The following is a 15406-nucleotide window of genomic DNA, read 5'->3' on the forward strand; positions in this document are numbered from 1 at the left end:
TCCCATGGACTGACGGATGCGCCCTCGCTCGGTGCACGATATCCACACACGTGCCATTTCGCTGGAGTTCTCGTGAAGTTCAGACGGCTCGGTCCAGACACCCGCGATCAGCCGGAACCGCCCGATCTCGCCGTCGGCGGACGGATGTTGACGGGTCAACAGGTTGCCGGGCACGGGTGAAGCACGCTTGCCGGTGGTCCGGCGCAGCGGCTTTCACTCCGGCGCACGCCGGAGTGAACACGCGAGCCCCCAGCGGCGACCTGCACCGCCAGGAGTGTTCACGGCAAGGAGGTCTACGGCAGCACAGTGATCCCGGAGGCCGCGAGGCCGCCGCCGGACGGCCCGGTTCAGGAGCCACCGTCGGCGCCTGCCGGGGGTGCCGCTGCTGGTGGCGTGCCATCGGTTTCAGCCGGACCCGGCCGGCGGAAAGGCTTGTTCCGTCCAGATCGTCTTCCCGGCCGGGGTGTAGCGCGTGCCCCACCGCTGGACGAGCTGGGCCACGATGAACAGCCCGCGCCCGCCTTCGTCGTCCTCAGCGCTGTGGCGCAGGTGCGGCGAGGTGTGGCCGGTGTCGGCGACCTCGCAGAGCAGGGTGCGGTCCCGGATGAGGCGCAGCCGCAGCGGCCCGCCCGCGTACCGGACCGCGTTGGTGACCAGCTCGCTGACGACCAGTTCGGTGGCGAACGACAACTCCTCCAGTCCCCAGCTGCCCAGTTGTCGGGTGGCCAGCTCCCGGGCCCGCCCCACCGTCACCGCCTCCGCCGGCAGTTCCCACTCGGCGACCTGCCCCTCGTCCAGCTGCCGGGTGCGGGCGAGGAGGAGGGCCGTGTCGTCGGCCGTCGTGGCGTCCGGCACCAGCGCGGAGACGGCCCGGTCGCACAGCTCCTCCAGCGAGGCGGCGGGATCGCCGAGCACCCGGCCCAGCGCGTCGAGCCCCTGGTCGATGTCGTGGTCACGGGCTTCCACCAGGCCGTCCGTGAACAGCGCCAGCAGGCTTCCCACCGGCAGTTCGATCTCCATCGACTCGAAGGGCAGTCCTCCCAGGCCCAGCGGCGGCCCGGCCGGCAGATCCGGGAACGTGACGTCTCCGTCGGGGTGCACGACCGCCGGCGGCAGATGCCCGGCCCGGGCCATGACGCAGCGCCGGGAGACCGGGTCGTACACCGCGTACAGACAGGTCGCCCCGGTGGTCAGCTCGTCGTACGCGTCGGAGCCCGGGCCGTCCCGGGCGCCCGGCCGCTCGTCCAACGGCTGCCCCACCAGGTCGTCCAGCCGGGTCAGCAGTTCGTCGGGAGCCATGTCCAGCTGGGCGAAGGCGCGCACGCTCGTGCGGAGCCGCCCCATGGTGGCGGCCGCCTGGAGACCGTGGCCGACCACGTCCCCGACCACCAGGCCGACCCGGGTCCCGGAGAGCGGGATCACGTCGAACCAGTCGCCGCCCACCCCCGTCACATCGTCCGACGGCAGATAGCGGTAGGCGATCTCGACCGCGGACTGCGGCGGCACATGGTGGGGCAGCAGCTGCCGCTGGAGGGCCAGGGAGGCGGAGCGCTCACGGGTGAAGCGGCGGGCGTTGTCGATGCAGACCGCGGCGCGGGCCGCCAGCTCGTCGGCCACGGCGACCTCTCCGTTGTCGAAGGTGGTCGCAGGACCGTGGGCGACCGCACGGCCGGACGGTTCGGGGCGCCGGCCCCGGACGAAGGTGACGAGCCCCAGGACGCTGCCGCCGACCCGCAACGGGACGACCAGCGTGCTGTCGTCGAGCACCAGACCGCCGGAGGCCAGACTGCGGTCCTGCGGCGAACCGGGCGGATAGGACACCGGGGGGTAGCGGTGGGCCGGGCTCCCCGGCGCGCCCGGATACAGCGGCTCGGCGGCGTCGGCCACGCCCGGCCCCACGGCGTGCTCACCGACCCGCAGCAGGTCCATGGCCGCCGAGTTCCCGGTCGCCGGGAGCTCCCCGCTCATCACCGTCACCCGCGCGATGTCGACCCGTACGGCGGCGGCGAAGTCCGGCACGGTCACCTCGGCGATCTCCTCGGCGGTGGTGACCACGTCCAGGACCGTGCCGATCCGGCGGCCGACCTCCACGAGCAGGGCCAGGCGCTGCTGGGCCCGGTAGCGGTCGGAGATGTCGAAGGCGTCCTCGCAGACCCCGAACACATGCCCGCGGGCGTCCTCCAGCCGGTAGTAGGAGCACGACCACAGGTGCACCGTGCCCGGGTCGCTGGGCGGCCGCCCCTCGAAGTGCAGGTCGAGGACGGGCTCGCCGGTGTCGAGCACCTGGTGCATCACGGCGTCGAGCGTCTGCGGGTACCCCGGGGTGACGAAGCTGCCCCCGGAGTACAGCTCGTCGGCGCGGCGCCCCCGGAACTCGGCGAGCGGCTTGCCGATCTCCCGCTCGTAGGCGGTGTTGCTCCAGGTCAGCCGGAGGTCGGTGTCGTAGATCGCCAGGCCGACGGGCGACTGGGTGGCGAGCCCCTGCAACAGGGCGAGCCGGGACTCCCACTGCCGCAGCGCCCCGAGCTCCGCCATCACCAGCACCCGACCCGGGGCCTCGGCGCCGGGAGCGCCGAAGGCGCCGCCCACGCCCGCGAGCGGGCACATCGTGGTCGCCACCAGCAGCTCACGGCCGTCCCGGTGGCGCGCGAGGCGGATCTCGTTGCCGGTGGGCGGCGGATCGGGCCCGGGGTGGTCCTCGGCGACCGGCAGGGGTCCGTCGACCCGAAGGGGTGACAGGAACGCGCTCAGGGGCCGTCCGGCGACCTCGTGCGGGCCGTACCCCAGCAGCTCGGTGGCGGCCGGGCTCCACCCGACGACCGTGTCCCGGCCGTCCAGGATCACCGTGGCCGCCCTGGCGATGTCCAGGGGGCCACGGAAGTCGGCGGCGTCCGCCGCCCTGGTCGCGCTCACCGCGCCACACCGGCCTGGTCCATGGTCCTCAGAATCCGCCCTGGCCCGGGCCGGCACAACTGCGCTGCGCCCGCGCCAGGGCCGATCGGGGCGGTTCCCGGTGACGCCGGTGCGCTCAGCGCACGCCGTCGGGCCGGAACTGGACGCTGATCCGCGGCCCCACCGCCCGTGCCGTCTTCGGGACCGCGTGCTCCCAGGTCCGCTGGCAGCTGCCGCCCATGACGATCAGGTCGCCGTGCCCGAGCGGTCGGCGGACCGGAACGGGGCCCGGGCGACGGGGCCGCAGCGCCAGGTGCCGGGGCGCTCCCAGCGAGAGGATCGCCACCATGGTGTCCTCGGTGGAGCCTCGGCCGATCGTGTCGCCGTGCCAGGCCACCCCGTCCCGGCCGTCCCGGTAGGAGCAGAGCCCGGCGGTGGTGAACGGTTCGCCGAGCTCGGCCCCGTAGTGCGCACTCAGCGCCGTACGGGCGGCATCCAGCGCGGGGTGCGGCAGGGGATCGCTCCTGCCGAAGAAGGCCAGCAGGCGCGGGACCGCCACGACGCGCTCGTACATGACCCGCTCCTCGGCCCGCCACGCCACATCCCGCGCCAGCGTCTCGAACAGGGCGTCGGCCCCCTGGAGCCACTGGGGGAGTACCTCGATCCAGGCGCCGTGGCCGAGATGCTCACGGCGCGGCTCGCCCAGAGGGCGGACGGCGATGTCGTCCCCCTGGTCGAAGAGCGAGGTCTGGAGGTGTACGGCCATGGCACGAGCGTAACGCTATTCGTACGTGTGTGCGAATAGCGGGCCTATGCGCCGGGCCTCAACCGGCCTTGATCAGATCGGCGCACTTCTCGCCGATCATCATGGTCGTGATGCACGGATTGGCCGTGGTGAGCACCGGCATCACCGACGCGTCGGCCACCCGCAGCCCGGACACCCCCTTGACCCGCAGCTGCGGATCGAGCGGCGAGTCCGGGTCGCCGGCCGGACCCATCCGTACCGTTCCCGCCGGGTGGTAGACGGTGTTGTGGGTTTCGCGGATGTAGTCGAACAGCTCCGCGTCCGTGGTCGCGCCCGGCCCCGGGGCCAGCTCGGTGCCCGTCCAGGCGGCCATCGCCGGCCGCGCCACGATCTCCCGGGCGAGCCGGAGCCCGTACGTCATCACCCGTACGTCGTGCTCGTCGGTGAAGTAGCGCGGATCGACCCGGGGCTTGTCCCGGAAGTCCCGGGTGCGCAGCCGGACCGTGCCCCGGGAGCGGGCCCGGGTGACGTTGGGGGTGAGGCAGAACGCGTTCTCCGACGTCGGGTAGCCGCGCCGGTAGGTGTTCAGGTCGAAGGGCACCGAGCCGTAGTGGTACATCAGGTCGGGCCGGTCCAGGCCCGGCTCGGTGTCGGCGAAGATCCCGATCTCCCACCACTGGGTCGAGGTGGTGACCATGGGCTGCTTGGCCTCCCACATGATCACGCCCTCCGGGTGGTCCTGGAGGTGCGAGCCGACGCCGGGGGAGTCCACCCGGACCTCGATCCCGGTCTCCCGCAGATGGCCGGCCGGGCCGATCCCGGAGAGCATCAGCAGCTTCGGGGAGTCGATCGCGCCGCAGGCGACGACCACCTCGCGCCGGGCGTACACCCTGCCGCTGTGGACGGTGTCGGGCTCCAGGTACTCCACCCCGGCGCACCGGCCGCCGTCGAACAGCAGGCGCCTGGCCTGGAGCCCCGTGCGCAGTTCCAGGTTGGGACGCTTGCCGAGGACCGGATGCAGGTACGAGACCGAGGCCGAGGACCGGGTGCCGTCCTCGCGGGCGTTGATCTGGAACCAGTGCGCGCCCCGGACCACCGTGGTGCCCGTGTTGAACGGGGTGGTGGGGATACCGGCCTCGGCGCACGCCGCCAGCAGGGCCCTGCCGCACGGGTCCGCCGGCGGCACCGTACGGAGGGTGACCGGGCCGGAGCGGCCGTGGTGGTCGCCGGGCGCGTCATTGGTCTCCAGCCGCCGGTAGAGCGGGAAGCAGTCCGCCGCGCTCCATCCCGTGCAGCCCAGGGCGCCCCACTCGTCGAGGTCCTCCGCCGGGGCCCAGAAGGCGATGCACGAGTTGTGCGAGGAGCAGCCGCCCAGCACCTTGGCCCGGGCGTGCCGCATGAAGCTGTTGCCCCTCTCCTGCGGCTCCACCGGGTAGTCCCAGTCGTAGCCGGACTCCAGCAGCGCCATCCACCGGTCCAGCCGCAGGATGCTGTCGTCCCCGACGTCCGAGGGTCCGGCCTCCAGGACGCAGACGGTGACGGAGGGGTCCTCGGTCAGCCGGGCCGCGATGACGGCTCCGGCCGTACCGCCGCCGACCACGACGTAGTCGAACGTGGGCACGGGGCTCTCTTCGGGCATCGCGTCTCCAGGATGCAGCGGCCGACGGGTCTCGGCGGGCCGACGGGGTCTCAGCCGGCCGGCGGGGGCGGCGGGGGAGCGGTGGGGTCCTCGGCCTCGAAGCGGTGCTCGGCCAGCACCCCCGTCCGGTGCCGCTGGACGAACCAGTAGTAGGCGAAGCCGCCGAGCGCGACGACGCCGATGAACAGGAACGCGCCCCACCGCAGGTACCAGTGCTGCGGGCCGGTCGCGTTGTAGACCTCGGCGCGCGGCCAGGCCAGGTTGATGGACATGGCCATGCCCCAGAGCACCGCCAGGATGTTGACCGGCAGCCCCCAGCGGCCCAGCGAGAACGCGCCCTCGCGCGGCTCCCAGGCGCCGCGCAGCCGGCGCAGCAGCATGGGCACGGTGACCAGCAGATAGGCCACGTAGATCATGATGATCGCGATGCTGGTGATCACCGAGAAGATCTGCGGCTGGTTGATGTTCACGACCAGGATGACCACGCCCACCACCCCGATCAGCACGGCGGGCACCACGGGCGTCCGGAAGCGGGGGCTGACCCTGGCCAGCTTCGAGCCAGCGGGCAGGTTGTTGTCCCGGGCCATGGCGAACATCAGCCGGATGCCCGCCGCCTGCACGGCCAGCACGCAGACGGTGATCGCGACGACCACCGCCCAGAGGAAGATCTCCCCGATCGTGTCGCCGAGCGTGGCCAGCACCACGTACTGCAGTCCGCCCGTGGACAGCTCCTCGGCCTTCAGGTCCGGCACCGAGAGCAGCGCGAAGAGCAGGATGAACGCGCCGATCAGGAACGACGCGATGAGCGCCCGCAGGATGGCACGGGGCGCGTTGCGGCCGGGATCGTGCGACTCCTCGCCGAGGGAGGAGGCCGTGTCGAAGCCGTACATCACGTAGGCGGAGGCCAGCGAGGCGGTGAGGAACGCGCCGAAGTAGCCGAGGTTCATGCCGCTGCCGAGCCCGTACGTCTCCGTCAGGGCGGTGCTGGGGCCGCGGGTGATGTGCGCGCCCAGGAAGATGATCAGGGCGACCGCGGCGATCAGCTCGATGAAGACGCCCGCCGAATTGATCCGGGCCATCAGCTTGACGCCGAACGCGTTCACCAGCGTGGAGAACAGGATGAGCACCGAGCCGAGGAGGACGGCGTTGGCCGCCTGGTCGTTGCGGCCGCCGCCGTCACCGACGAACTGGAACCAGCCGTCGATCTGCGGCAGCGTGATCTGGTAGGCCAGCGCCACCGCCGAGAGCGTGACCATGGTGGCCGTCATCATCATCCAGCCGCCGAGCCAACCCACGTGCGGGCCGCCCATCTGCTTGGCCCAGTTGTAGACCGAACCGGCCACCGGGTAGCGGGCCGCCAGCTCGCAGAAGCACAGGGCCACCATCAGCTGCCCGCAGAAGACCATCGGCCAGGACCACCAGTAGGCGGGACCGCCGAAGCTGACGCCGAAGTAGAACAGCTGGAAGGTGCCGGTGAGGATCGAGATGTAGCTGATCCCGGCGGCGAAGGTGTGGAAGTTGCCCAAGGTGCGCTTGAGTTCGGGCCGGTAGCCCATCTCACCGAGCGCGTCGTCGTCGTGCTGGGTCTGGGTCCGGTCGCCGCTCCCGGGCACGGGGCCGGGCCCCGCGCCCGTACCGCTGTCCGCGCTCACTCGAACCACCGCTGCGCAACCGTGGCCACGTTGCGCCAGATGTGCTTGGCCTCCTGGTACTCGGCCAGCCCGGCCGGGCCCAGCTCGCGGCCGAAGCCGGACTGCTTCATGCCGCCCCACTCCGCCTGCGGTACGTAGGGGTGGAAGTCGTTGATCCACACGGTGCCCGCCCGCAGCCGCGAGGCCACCCGGTGGGCACGCCCCGCGTCCTGCGTCCAGACCGCGCCCGCCAGCCCGTACACCGTGCCGTTGGCCAGCCGCACGGCCTCGTCCTCGTCCGCGAACCGCTCCACCGTGAGCACCGGCCCGAACGACTCCTCCCGCACCACCGACATGGACGAGGAGCACTCGTCCAGCACGGTCGGCGGATAGTAGAAGCCGTCCGCCAGCGCCGGATCCTCCGGCCGCGCGCCGCCGCAGCGCAGCACCGCGCCCTCGGCGATGCCCTCGGCCACGTACGCCTCGACCTTGTCGCGGTGGGCGGCCGAGATCAGCGGACCGCTGCGGGCGTCCTCGTCGAAGGGACCGCCGAGCCTGATCCGGCGCGCCCGCTCCACCAGCTCGTCCACGAACCGGTCGTGCAGCTCGTCCTGGACGAGGAGCCGCGCCCCGGCGGAGCAGACCTGCCCGGAGTGGAGGAAGACCGCCATCAGCCCGTAGTCGACGGCGGTGTCGAAGTCGGCGTCGGCGAAGACGATGTTGGGGTTCTTGCCGCCCAGCTCCAAGGCGACCTTCTTCACGGTGGGCGCGGCGGCCGCCATGATGGCCCGCCCGGTGACGAGCCCGCCGGTGAACGACACCATGTCCACCCGCGGATCCTGGGTGAGCGGCGCACCCACGGCGGCGCCTGCCCCTAGCACCAGGTTGGCGACCCCCTCCGGCAGCTCGGCCTCGACGAGCAGCCCCATGAGCAGGACGGCGGTGTGCGGGGTCAGTTCACTGGGCTTGAGGACGAAGGTGTTGCCGGCCGCGAGCGCCGGGGCGACCTTCCAGGCGGTCTGGAGCAGCGGGTAGTTCCATGGGGTGATGAGGGCGCAGACGCCGACGGGTTCGTGCACGACACGGCTGTCGATGTCCGCCATCCCCGTGTCGACGACCCGTTCGGTGCCCCCGGCGGCAACCAGGTTGCCGAAGTAGCGGAAGCAGCCCGCGATGTCGGCCATGTCGTAGGCGCTCTCGACCAGCCGCTTGCCCGTGTCCAGCGACTCCGCCCGCGCGAACACGTCCTTGTCGCGCTCCAGCAGCTCCGCGACCCGCAGCAGCAGCCGCCCACGCTCGGCGGCCGGCGTACCGGGCCAGGGCCCGTCGTCGAAGGCCGCCCGGGCAGCGGCGACGGCCGCCTCGGCGTCCTTGGGCCCGCCCTCGTCGACGGTGGCCACCAGGGTGCCGTCGGCCGGGCAGCGGATCTCCCGCGTCCGCGCTTCGGCGGCGGCGGTCCACCGCCCGCCGATGAACAGCTCCGGCATGGGCTCCTCCTGTACGGGGGTGGGACGGGCGGCCCGCCGGGCGCCGGGCGCTCCGGGACCTCTGTGGCGACTCCAGGACAGACAGTAGGGGCGCCCGGGCGCCCGCGCAGCGCGGACGCGGCCGACCGGGGGCGTCCGCACGGAGGTGGAGGCGCCTCGGTCCTCCGCGTGACCCGGGATGGCGGGGGCGTTCCCTACCGGCCGGGTGTCACGAGCCCCGATTCGTAGGCCATCACCACCGCCTGTGCCCTGCTGTCCAGGTCGAGCTTGGTCATCGTGCGGTTGAGGTGGGTCTTCACGGTCGCCTCGCTGATGAAGAGGCGGTCGGCGATCTCCGGGTTGGACAGGCCGCGTGCGATCAGTTTCAGGACCTCCCGCTCACGATTGGTCAAGGTCCCCAGGTCCACCGGTGGCGCACCGACCGTCTGCCGCGCGTACGCCTCGACCAGGCGGCGGGTGACACTGGGCGCGAAGAGCGCGTCGCCGCCACTGACCGGGGCCACCGCGGCGAGCAGCCGTTCGGGGCCGGAGTCCTTGAGGAGGAACCCGCAGGCTCCGGCGCGCAGCGCCCCGTACACGTACTCGTCGAGGTCGAAGGTGGTCAGCACCAGGGTCCTGGGCGCGGGGTCGGCGGCCTGGGCGAGGATGCGTTCGGTGGCGTCGATGCCGTTCAGGCCGGGCATCCGGATGTCCATCAGGATCACTTCGGGGGCCTTCTCGGCGGCCAGCGCCACGGCCTCCGCGCCGTCGCTCGCTTCTCCGACCACCTCGATGCCGGGTGCGGCGCGCAGCAGCCCCACCAGTCCGGCCCGGACGAGGAACTGGTCGTCGACGACGAGCACAGTGATCATGTGGTGGTGTGGTCCCCCTGCGCTGCGGCCCGCGCGGAGGTCGGCAGGGCCAGCCGCACGGCGAAGCCGCCTCGGTCACGTGGGCCGATGCTGATCCGCCCGCCATAGAGCTTGGCCCGCTCGCGCATGCCGGTCAACCCGTGCCCGCCGTCCGTTCGCACTCTGTCCGAAATCACCCCCTCTCCATCGTCCGTGACCGAAACGGTCACCTGCTGCGGCTCATACGTCACCCGCACCTCCGCACGCGCCCCAGGCGCATGCTTCAGCACGTTGGTCAGGGCCTCCCGCACCACCCGGAAGGCGCACAGACCGACGCCGGGGGCGAGCGGGCGCGGGGTGCCCTCGACGGTCACGGCGACCGGGACGCCGCCGGCGCGCACGCGCTCGGCCATCTCGTCCAGACGGGCCAGGCCCGGCATCGGGCCGGCCGGGGCGCCGTCGTCGGCGGCGCGCAGCACCGTGAGCATGCGGCGCAGCTCGTCGAGGGCCTCCCTCCCGGTGGCGTCGATGGTGTCGAGCGCGGCACGCGCCGCGCGGCGGTCGGTGTCGAACACGAACCTGGCGAGACCGGTCTGAACCGAGATCACGGACATGTGGTGGGCGACCACGTCGTGCAGTTCGCGGGCGATCCGGCCCCGTTCCTCGGCCACCTCGCGCCGGGCCCGGTCGGCCTGCTCCCGGCGGAGCCGCCGGCTCAGCTCGGCCGAGCGGCACGCTGTGACGCCGAACCGCAACAGCACCGCCGGGTAGACGATCGCCTGCCCGATGACGGAGGGCCAGGAGCCGATGGGCTGGACCGCGCCCGCGTAGACCCAGGCCCCGCCCATCATGCCCGCGCACAACAGGGCGACGCGCACAGGGCGCAGGGAGGCGACCGTGTAGACGGCGAGCATGGGGCCGAAGCTGCACACCACGGGCCAGTAGCCGGCGGTGATGAACACCAGCCAGGCCGCGTGTACCAGGCAGCAGACCACGACGGGGGCCCGGCCGCGGAACACCAGCGGCAGGTGCACCACGAGGACCAGCGCATACGCGGTCGCATCGAGCGGGCTCGGCCCCTGACGCGTGGCCTCCGGCCCCAGCAGCAGCGCCACGCTGGTCAGCGCCGCGGCGATCAGCGTGTCGATGGCCAGGGGATGCGCGCGCATCGCGGCAGCCTAACGCCGGTTCCGGCGCAGGAGGTCAAACGGCGGCAGTACCGCGGTCGTTGTAGTCGGAGAAGGGCTACTGCCCTGGTTCTCCGGGGAGTTCAACCCGGCGCGGGACGCGACCCGCGCCGGGTGGGCCGTACGTCCAGGGACATGGCGGTGCCGGCGGTCGTCCGGCACACGCTCGGCAGGGGGGAAGGCGAGAACTCGACGAGCGGGGATCGCGGTCGGCCCCCCGACCTCCAGCCGGTCAGCGGCACCGCCCGCCAGCTGTACGAGGGCGATGTCGTTCTGGTCGTCACGAACACCGCTTCTCCAGCCGCTGCGCGCCACGTGCCCGGCAGCTGCGTATGCACTTGCCGACCGGCGGACACTGGCGACCTGGACGAGCGGTGGGCGCCCGCTGTGGGAGCTGCCATAGAAGATCCCTGAGATCCGACCGCACGGCCCGTCGCGGCATGGTGGGCAGCGAGATCCCGGGTGGGGTGTTGCCCCCCGGGTGACGCGCCGGCCAGGCGGGCGAAGTCGGCTCCGCCGCGAGCTGGACTTGGTCAGGACGGCCCTGTGCGCAGAATGCCTCGGGCGCCCGCTGTGGCCCCGGGTTCGACGAGTAGCGGGCGTGGGCTCGGCGGGGCCTTGATGTTGCGCTGTCCGAGAGCTACGCGGTGCGCCCATGGCCGGCACGCCATGCGATAATCGCCCGATGACGATTCCTGCTTCTCAGGGCTCCAGACCTGAGCCGCTGCCCGTGATCTCCCCTCACGGAGAATTCGACATGGACAATGTCACCGCGCTCGGGGCGGAGATCGAAACGGTGGCCGCCGTATATGGCGGGGTGGTCCTGGACGCCAGCAGCATCGCGTTCGCCGACTCCTCCTTCCTGCGGATGATCCTCAACGCTCATCAGCGCACCGAACTGCGGATCGTGGCCCCTTCCCACCGGGTGGCCCGGCTGTTCGACCTCGCAGGTGTCGACACCTACCTACGGATCTACCCGACCCTGGACACCGCCCGCACCACCTGACGCGAACATGAGCGTCTGCCGACTATGCCACCCGGCGAGCCTCCCGGGGGGCCCACAGCTCCCCGCGATCATCGGTGCACGGCCGGTCCGCTGCGGGACCTGGATGATCGGGCCGGTGCCGGGGCCTCCGAACGGAGGCAACTCTGGTCTCGAAGGCCGAGATCGCTGGCCGCTACCGCCCCGACTCCACAGGCGGCGCGAAACTCTGCCTGGCGTGTCGGCTGGGATCCGGGGGCGTACCTGCTCAGCCGCGTCGATGTGGCACCGGACTGGCCCACAGAGGATGACGGGTACCGCTGCCCTATGCGTGCTCGAAGCCCGGCCGACAGCTCCGCCAGGGCGGCGGTCAGGGTGCCGGTGTTCACGAACAAGCCCTCGGCCGACTTCAACCCTAATCCAGAGAATGATCGACAGAACGCTGATGCGACGGTGGGAGGGAACGTCCAGCCAGTACTCTCATTTCATCTTCCCACCCGGCACTGACAGCACCCCAGTACTGTCGTCTTCCTCCCTCAGTGGTCACCGGTGGATCAACCCGCTTGGCGTTTGCGTCGCAGCTCGCCGGCCCGCTGGGCGACTTTGCCGGGCCCGGCCGCGGGTGAGTATCCGCACCGTGCCTGTCGGCGCGGATGGCGGCGGCTCGGCAACGCCCCTCAGCCGTGCCCGCTCCGACCCACAAGGACCCCCAGCCTGATCTGTCATGGAGCTGCTCGTTTTCGGGCAGGTCGAAGCGGGTGATCGGCCCCCTCGTACCGCCTCCTGCAGTTGCCTGGCCTCCTGGACACGGCGGACCGGGGCGTGTTCCTCCCGGGCTGAGGCTGCCACCAGGCTCGGGCACGGGTGCATAACTCCGCTCCGGGAGCGGTGGCGCTTTTCCCTCCCTACCTGCGAGCCCGGTGAGGTGTGCAGTCGGGAGCAGGCGTTAAGAAGACGACATTAATCATCTCGCCACGCACTGTAGGCAGAGGGGTGGCAGGAGGCTTCTGGCGTGGCTGGTTCCTGGGATCCTGATCGTCGTGCACGGCGGATCGTGTATGCGCTGGCCGCGGTCGGCGTGTGCCTGATCGCGTGGGGAGGAGCGGCAGGATCCCTGTGGGCGGTAGGGGTTGGTGTGTGGCTGCTCATCGTCGCGATCATGACCGATCTGGTCCGGTTCCCGTAGCGTCCTATCGTGCAATAGCGCAGGTAGACCGGCGAGTTGGCAGTGGCGATGGTGATGGGGATCAAGGAGTGTCCGCTCAGGTGCCGTCCCATCGAGAGCAGCAGGCCAATCCCGAGCGACGAGCCCGGCCCGGTGTCGCAGGTATGGGGTCCCCACCATATGCATGGTGTTGTCGATTGCCTGCTTTCCCTGATGGTGAAGCGTCGCGACGCACCTTCTGGGCGGCTCCGCCGGGGCGGGGTCGGTGTGTGGAGTCTGCCGGAAGCCGTTGCCGAGAAGGCGCATACTCGGTGATCGCGCCGCCACGTGTGCGGTGGCGGTGAGGCTTGCGGGCGGGAACGAGGAAAGTCGATGGGGACATGACGGACGCGAACGGCCTGGCCGTGCCCGAGGTGGTGGACAGCCCCGCGCTGCGGCCGCTGCCGACCGGGCGCCTGGCGCGGTGGATGCTGCGCCACCAGGTGCAGCCTGTGGGGCCGGCGGCGGGGGAGGGGCATAGTGAGCCGCATGCCTGGTGGAAGGTGATGTGCCTGACCGGAGTCGACTATTTCTCCAGCCTTGCCTACGTGCCGGCCATCGCCGCGCTCGCCGCAGGTGCCATCTCGCCCCTGGCGACCTTGCTGATCGTGGCGCTGACGCTGCTGGGGATGCTGCCTATGTACCGGAGGGTGGCCAAGGAGAGCCCGCACGGTGCCGGGTCGGTAGCGATGCTGGAGGATCTGCTGCCGTTCTGGCGGGGCAAACTGTTCGTCCTGGTCCTGCTCGGCTTCGTGGCCACCTCGTGGATCATCACGATCACCCTGTCGACCGCGGACGCCTCCGTCCACGTGGTGGAGAACCCCTTCTTCCCCGAAGCCCTGCACGGCCACGAAGTCGCCCTCACCGTGACACTCCTCCTGGTCCTCGGAGGGGTGTTCCTGCTCGGCTTCAGCGAAGCCGTCAGCGTCGCCATCCCTCTGGTCGCCATCTTCCTGGCGCTGAACGCGGTCGTCATCGCCGTCGGCCTGGTCCACGTATTCACCACGCCCGGAGCCTTCTCGACATGGACGGACGCACTCGTTGAGGGCGGAGCCGGTTTCGGCGACCTGATGGGCCCGGCACTGCTGGCTTTCCCCCTGCTGGTACTGGGCCTGTCCGGTTTCGAGACCGGGGTGAGCATGATGCCCCTGGTCTCCGCCGACGGCACCGATCCCGAACAGCGGCTGCGCGCACGCATCCGCAATACCCGCCTGCTGCTGACCACCGCCGCACTCGTCATGAGCGTCTACCTGCTGGCCTCCAGCTTCGTCACCACCGTCCTCATTCCCCATGAGCAGTTCGAACCGGGCGGCGCGGCCAACGGCCGCGCGCTGGCCTGGCTCGCGCACGAACATGTCGGAGAGGCGTTCGGCACCGTCTACGACATCAGCACCATCCTGATCCTGTGGTTCGCCGGCGCCTCGGCCATGGCCGGGCTGATCAACATCGTCCCCCGCTACCTACCCGGCTACGGCATGGCCCCCGAATGGGGACGCGCGGTGCGCCCCGTGGTCCTCGTCTACACCGCGCTGTGCGTCCTCATCACCATCGCCTTCGACGCCGACGTCGACGCCCAGGCCGGCGCGTACGCCACCGGCATCCTGGCGATGATGGTCTCCGGCGCCTTCGCCGTCACCGTCTCCGTGGCCCGCACCGGCCGCCGGACGGTCGCCGTCGGATTCGCACTCCTGACTCTGGTCCTGCTTTATGCCCTGATCTACAACATCGTCGACAAACCGGACGGCATCACCATCTCCGGCTTCTTCATCGCCGGTATCATCGCCGTCTCGCTGATCTCACGCGTCTCGCGCACCACCGAGCTGCGCGCCGACCGTCTCGTCTTCGACGACGCCGCCCGCCGCTTCATCACCGACACCCTGGCCCACGACGACGCCATCAACATCATCGCCAACCGCCGCCAGGCCGGCGACGGTGCCGAGTACCGCGACAAGGAACGCGAGCAGCGCGGCACCAACCCGGTCCCGGGCCGGGCCGACGTGCTGTTCCTGGAGATCGACGTGGTCGACCCCTCCGATTTCAGCGAGGTCCTCATCGTCCACGGCGTCGAAGTCGACGGCCACCGGATCCTGCGCGCCCAGGCCCCGGCCGCCCCCAACGCCATCGCGGCAATCCTCCTCGCCCTACGCGACACCACCGGAGTCAAGCCCCACTGCTACTTCGCCTGGGCAGAAGGAAGCCCTCTGAAGCACATGTTCCGCTACTTCCTCCTCGGCCGCGGCGACACCGCCCCTGTCACCCGCGAGATCATCCGCAAACACGAACCCGTCCCCGACCGCCGCCCCGGCATCCACGTCGGTGATTGATCCCCGTGCCATCCGGGGAAGCGGTGCTTCGCCACCGCGCTTCCCCGGCATCAGGGCCGATCGGGCGGATCCGTTGCGACGCCGGCGCCAGGCGCTCCTGGACGAGCACGGTCGCGGCGCTCCCGACGCGGGATAGGGAGCCAGCGGGATGTCGACCGCTGTCAGCGTCCCGTCGGCGGCCGCGACCGAACAGCCTAGTGCTCTCAAGCCGACTTCCAGCCGGCCAGCGGCATCGACCGATGCCGCTGTCTGCCTGCTAGAACGAAGGCCAGGCCCTCTCGACGAGCCACACCGTCGCATCCGATGGTCGCGCCGCGCGGTCGATCCGAGCAGTGCTTCCTCAGTGCCCGGTGACAGCGAACTCGGGCTGGTTGCCAGCGAAGTCGTACAGCCCGCCGGCCGGGTAGGTTGCAGCCCGATACGTGAACGAGCGGAACGAGGAATTTGTGGCACATCGGGGCGTGGAGAAGGAGGGGGATCTGCCG

Annotated in this window: 10 protein-coding genes; 3 read left to right on the forward strand and 7 right to left on the reverse strand. The window is 71.3% G+C overall.

Features of this window, described 5'->3' with window-relative positions; genetic code table 11:
* Positions 1 to 405: 405 nt before the first annotated feature.
* The 7 genes from ACIQAK_RS31385 to ACIQAK_RS31415 form a co-directional block, all read right to left on the reverse strand.
* Positions 406 to 2913, reverse strand: coding sequence for a SpoIIE family protein phosphatase (locus ACIQAK_RS31385; RefSeq protein ID WP_366392389.1), 2508 nt, complete (start codon positions 2911 to 2913; stop codon positions 406 to 408).
* 115 nt (positions 2914 to 3028) lie between these two features.
* The gene (locus ACIQAK_RS31390) at positions 3029 to 3658 is read right to left on the reverse strand and encodes an alpha-ketoglutarate-dependent dioxygenase AlkB (RefSeq protein ID WP_366392390.1); all 630 of its coding nucleotides are present in this window, start codon (positions 3656 to 3658) and stop codon (positions 3029 to 3031) included.
* A gap of 58 nt (positions 3659 to 3716) precedes the next feature.
* Positions 3717 to 5276 carry a GMC family oxidoreductase N-terminal domain-containing protein gene (locus ACIQAK_RS31395; RefSeq protein ID WP_366392391.1) on the reverse strand — a complete coding sequence of 520 codons (1560 nt, stop codon included), beginning with the start codon at positions 5274 to 5276 and terminating at the stop codon, positions 3717 to 3719.
* Positions 5277 to 5326: 50 nt separating this feature from the next.
* On the reverse strand, positions 5327 to 6928 hold the full coding sequence (locus tag ACIQAK_RS31400) for an APC family permease (protein WP_401371953.1): 1602 nt from the start codon (positions 6926 to 6928) through the stop codon (positions 5327 to 5329).
* Positions 6925 to 8394: an aldehyde dehydrogenase family protein gene (locus ACIQAK_RS31405; RefSeq protein ID WP_366392392.1), complete on the reverse strand. Its 1470-nt coding sequence runs from the start codon at positions 8392 to 8394 to the stop codon at positions 6925 to 6927. The genes ACIQAK_RS31400 and ACIQAK_RS31405 overlap by 4 nt, the downstream gene beginning before the upstream one ends.
* A 194-nt stretch (positions 8395 to 8588) precedes the next feature.
* Positions 8589 to 9245, reverse strand: a complete 657-nt coding sequence (locus tag ACIQAK_RS31410) for a response regulator transcription factor (protein ID WP_366392393.1) — start codon at positions 9243 to 9245, stop codon at positions 8589 to 8591.
* On the reverse strand, positions 9242 to 10393 hold the full coding sequence (locus ACIQAK_RS31415) for a sensor histidine kinase (protein ID WP_366392394.1): 1152 nt from the start codon (positions 10391 to 10393) through the stop codon (positions 9242 to 9244). Before ACIQAK_RS31415 ends, ACIQAK_RS31410 begins: the two co-directional genes overlap by 4 nt.
* A 703-nt stretch (positions 10394 to 11096) precedes the next feature.
* On the opposite strand from ACIQAK_RS31415, the gene ACIQAK_RS31420 reads away from it, so the two are divergent.
* The 3 genes from ACIQAK_RS31420 to ACIQAK_RS31430 all read left to right on the forward strand — a co-directional run bounded on the left by ACIQAK_RS31420 (position 11097) and on the right by ACIQAK_RS31430 (position 14921).
* Positions 11097 to 11417, forward strand: a complete 321-nt coding sequence (locus tag ACIQAK_RS31420; RefSeq protein ID WP_366392395.1) for an STAS domain-containing protein — start codon at positions 11097 to 11099, stop codon at positions 11415 to 11417.
* 988 nt (positions 11418 to 12405) lie between these two features.
* Complete coding sequence (locus ACIQAK_RS31425) at positions 12406 to 12579, forward strand: hypothetical protein (protein WP_366392396.1); 174 nt, start codon at positions 12406 to 12408, stop codon at positions 12577 to 12579.
* 359 nt (positions 12580 to 12938) lie between these two features.
* On the forward strand, positions 12939 to 14921 hold the full coding sequence (locus ACIQAK_RS31430; protein WP_366392397.1) for an amino acid transporter: 1983 nt from the start codon (positions 12939 to 12941) through the stop codon (positions 14919 to 14921).
* Positions 14922 to 15406 lie beyond the last annotated feature (485 nt).

The sequence above is a fragment of the Streptomyces sp. NPDC088706 genome (genome assembly GCF_044752765.1).
Lineage (GTDB): Bacteria > Actinomycetota > Actinomycetes > Streptomycetales > Streptomycetaceae > Streptomyces.

Coding starts and splice junctions, on each gene's coding strand:
- ACIQAK_RS31390 (WP_366392390.1), bottom strand. CDS start 3,658: ATGGCCGTACACCTCCAGACCTCGCTCTTCGACCAGGGGGACGACATC.
- ACIQAK_RS31395 (WP_366392391.1), bottom strand. CDS start 5,276: ATGCCCGAAGAGAGCCCCGTGCCCACGTTCGACTACGTCGTGGTCGGC.
- ACIQAK_RS31405 (WP_366392392.1), bottom strand. CDS start 8,394: ATGCCGGAGCTGTTCATCGGCGGGCGGTGGACCGCCGCCGCCGAAGCG.
- ACIQAK_RS31410 (WP_366392393.1), bottom strand. CDS start 9,245: ATGATCACTGTGCTCGTCGTCGACGACCAGTTCCTCGTCCGGGCCGGA.
- ACIQAK_RS31415 (WP_366392394.1), bottom strand. CDS start 10,393: ATGCGCGCGCATCCCCTGGCCATCGACACGCTGATCGCCGCGGCGCTG.
- ACIQAK_RS31420 (WP_366392395.1), top strand. CDS start 11,097: ATGACGATTCCTGCTTCTCAGGGCTCCAGACCTGAGCCGCTGCCCGTG.
- ACIQAK_RS31430 (WP_366392397.1), top strand. CDS start 12,939: ATGACGGACGCGAACGGCCTGGCCGTGCCCGAGGTGGTGGACAGCCCC.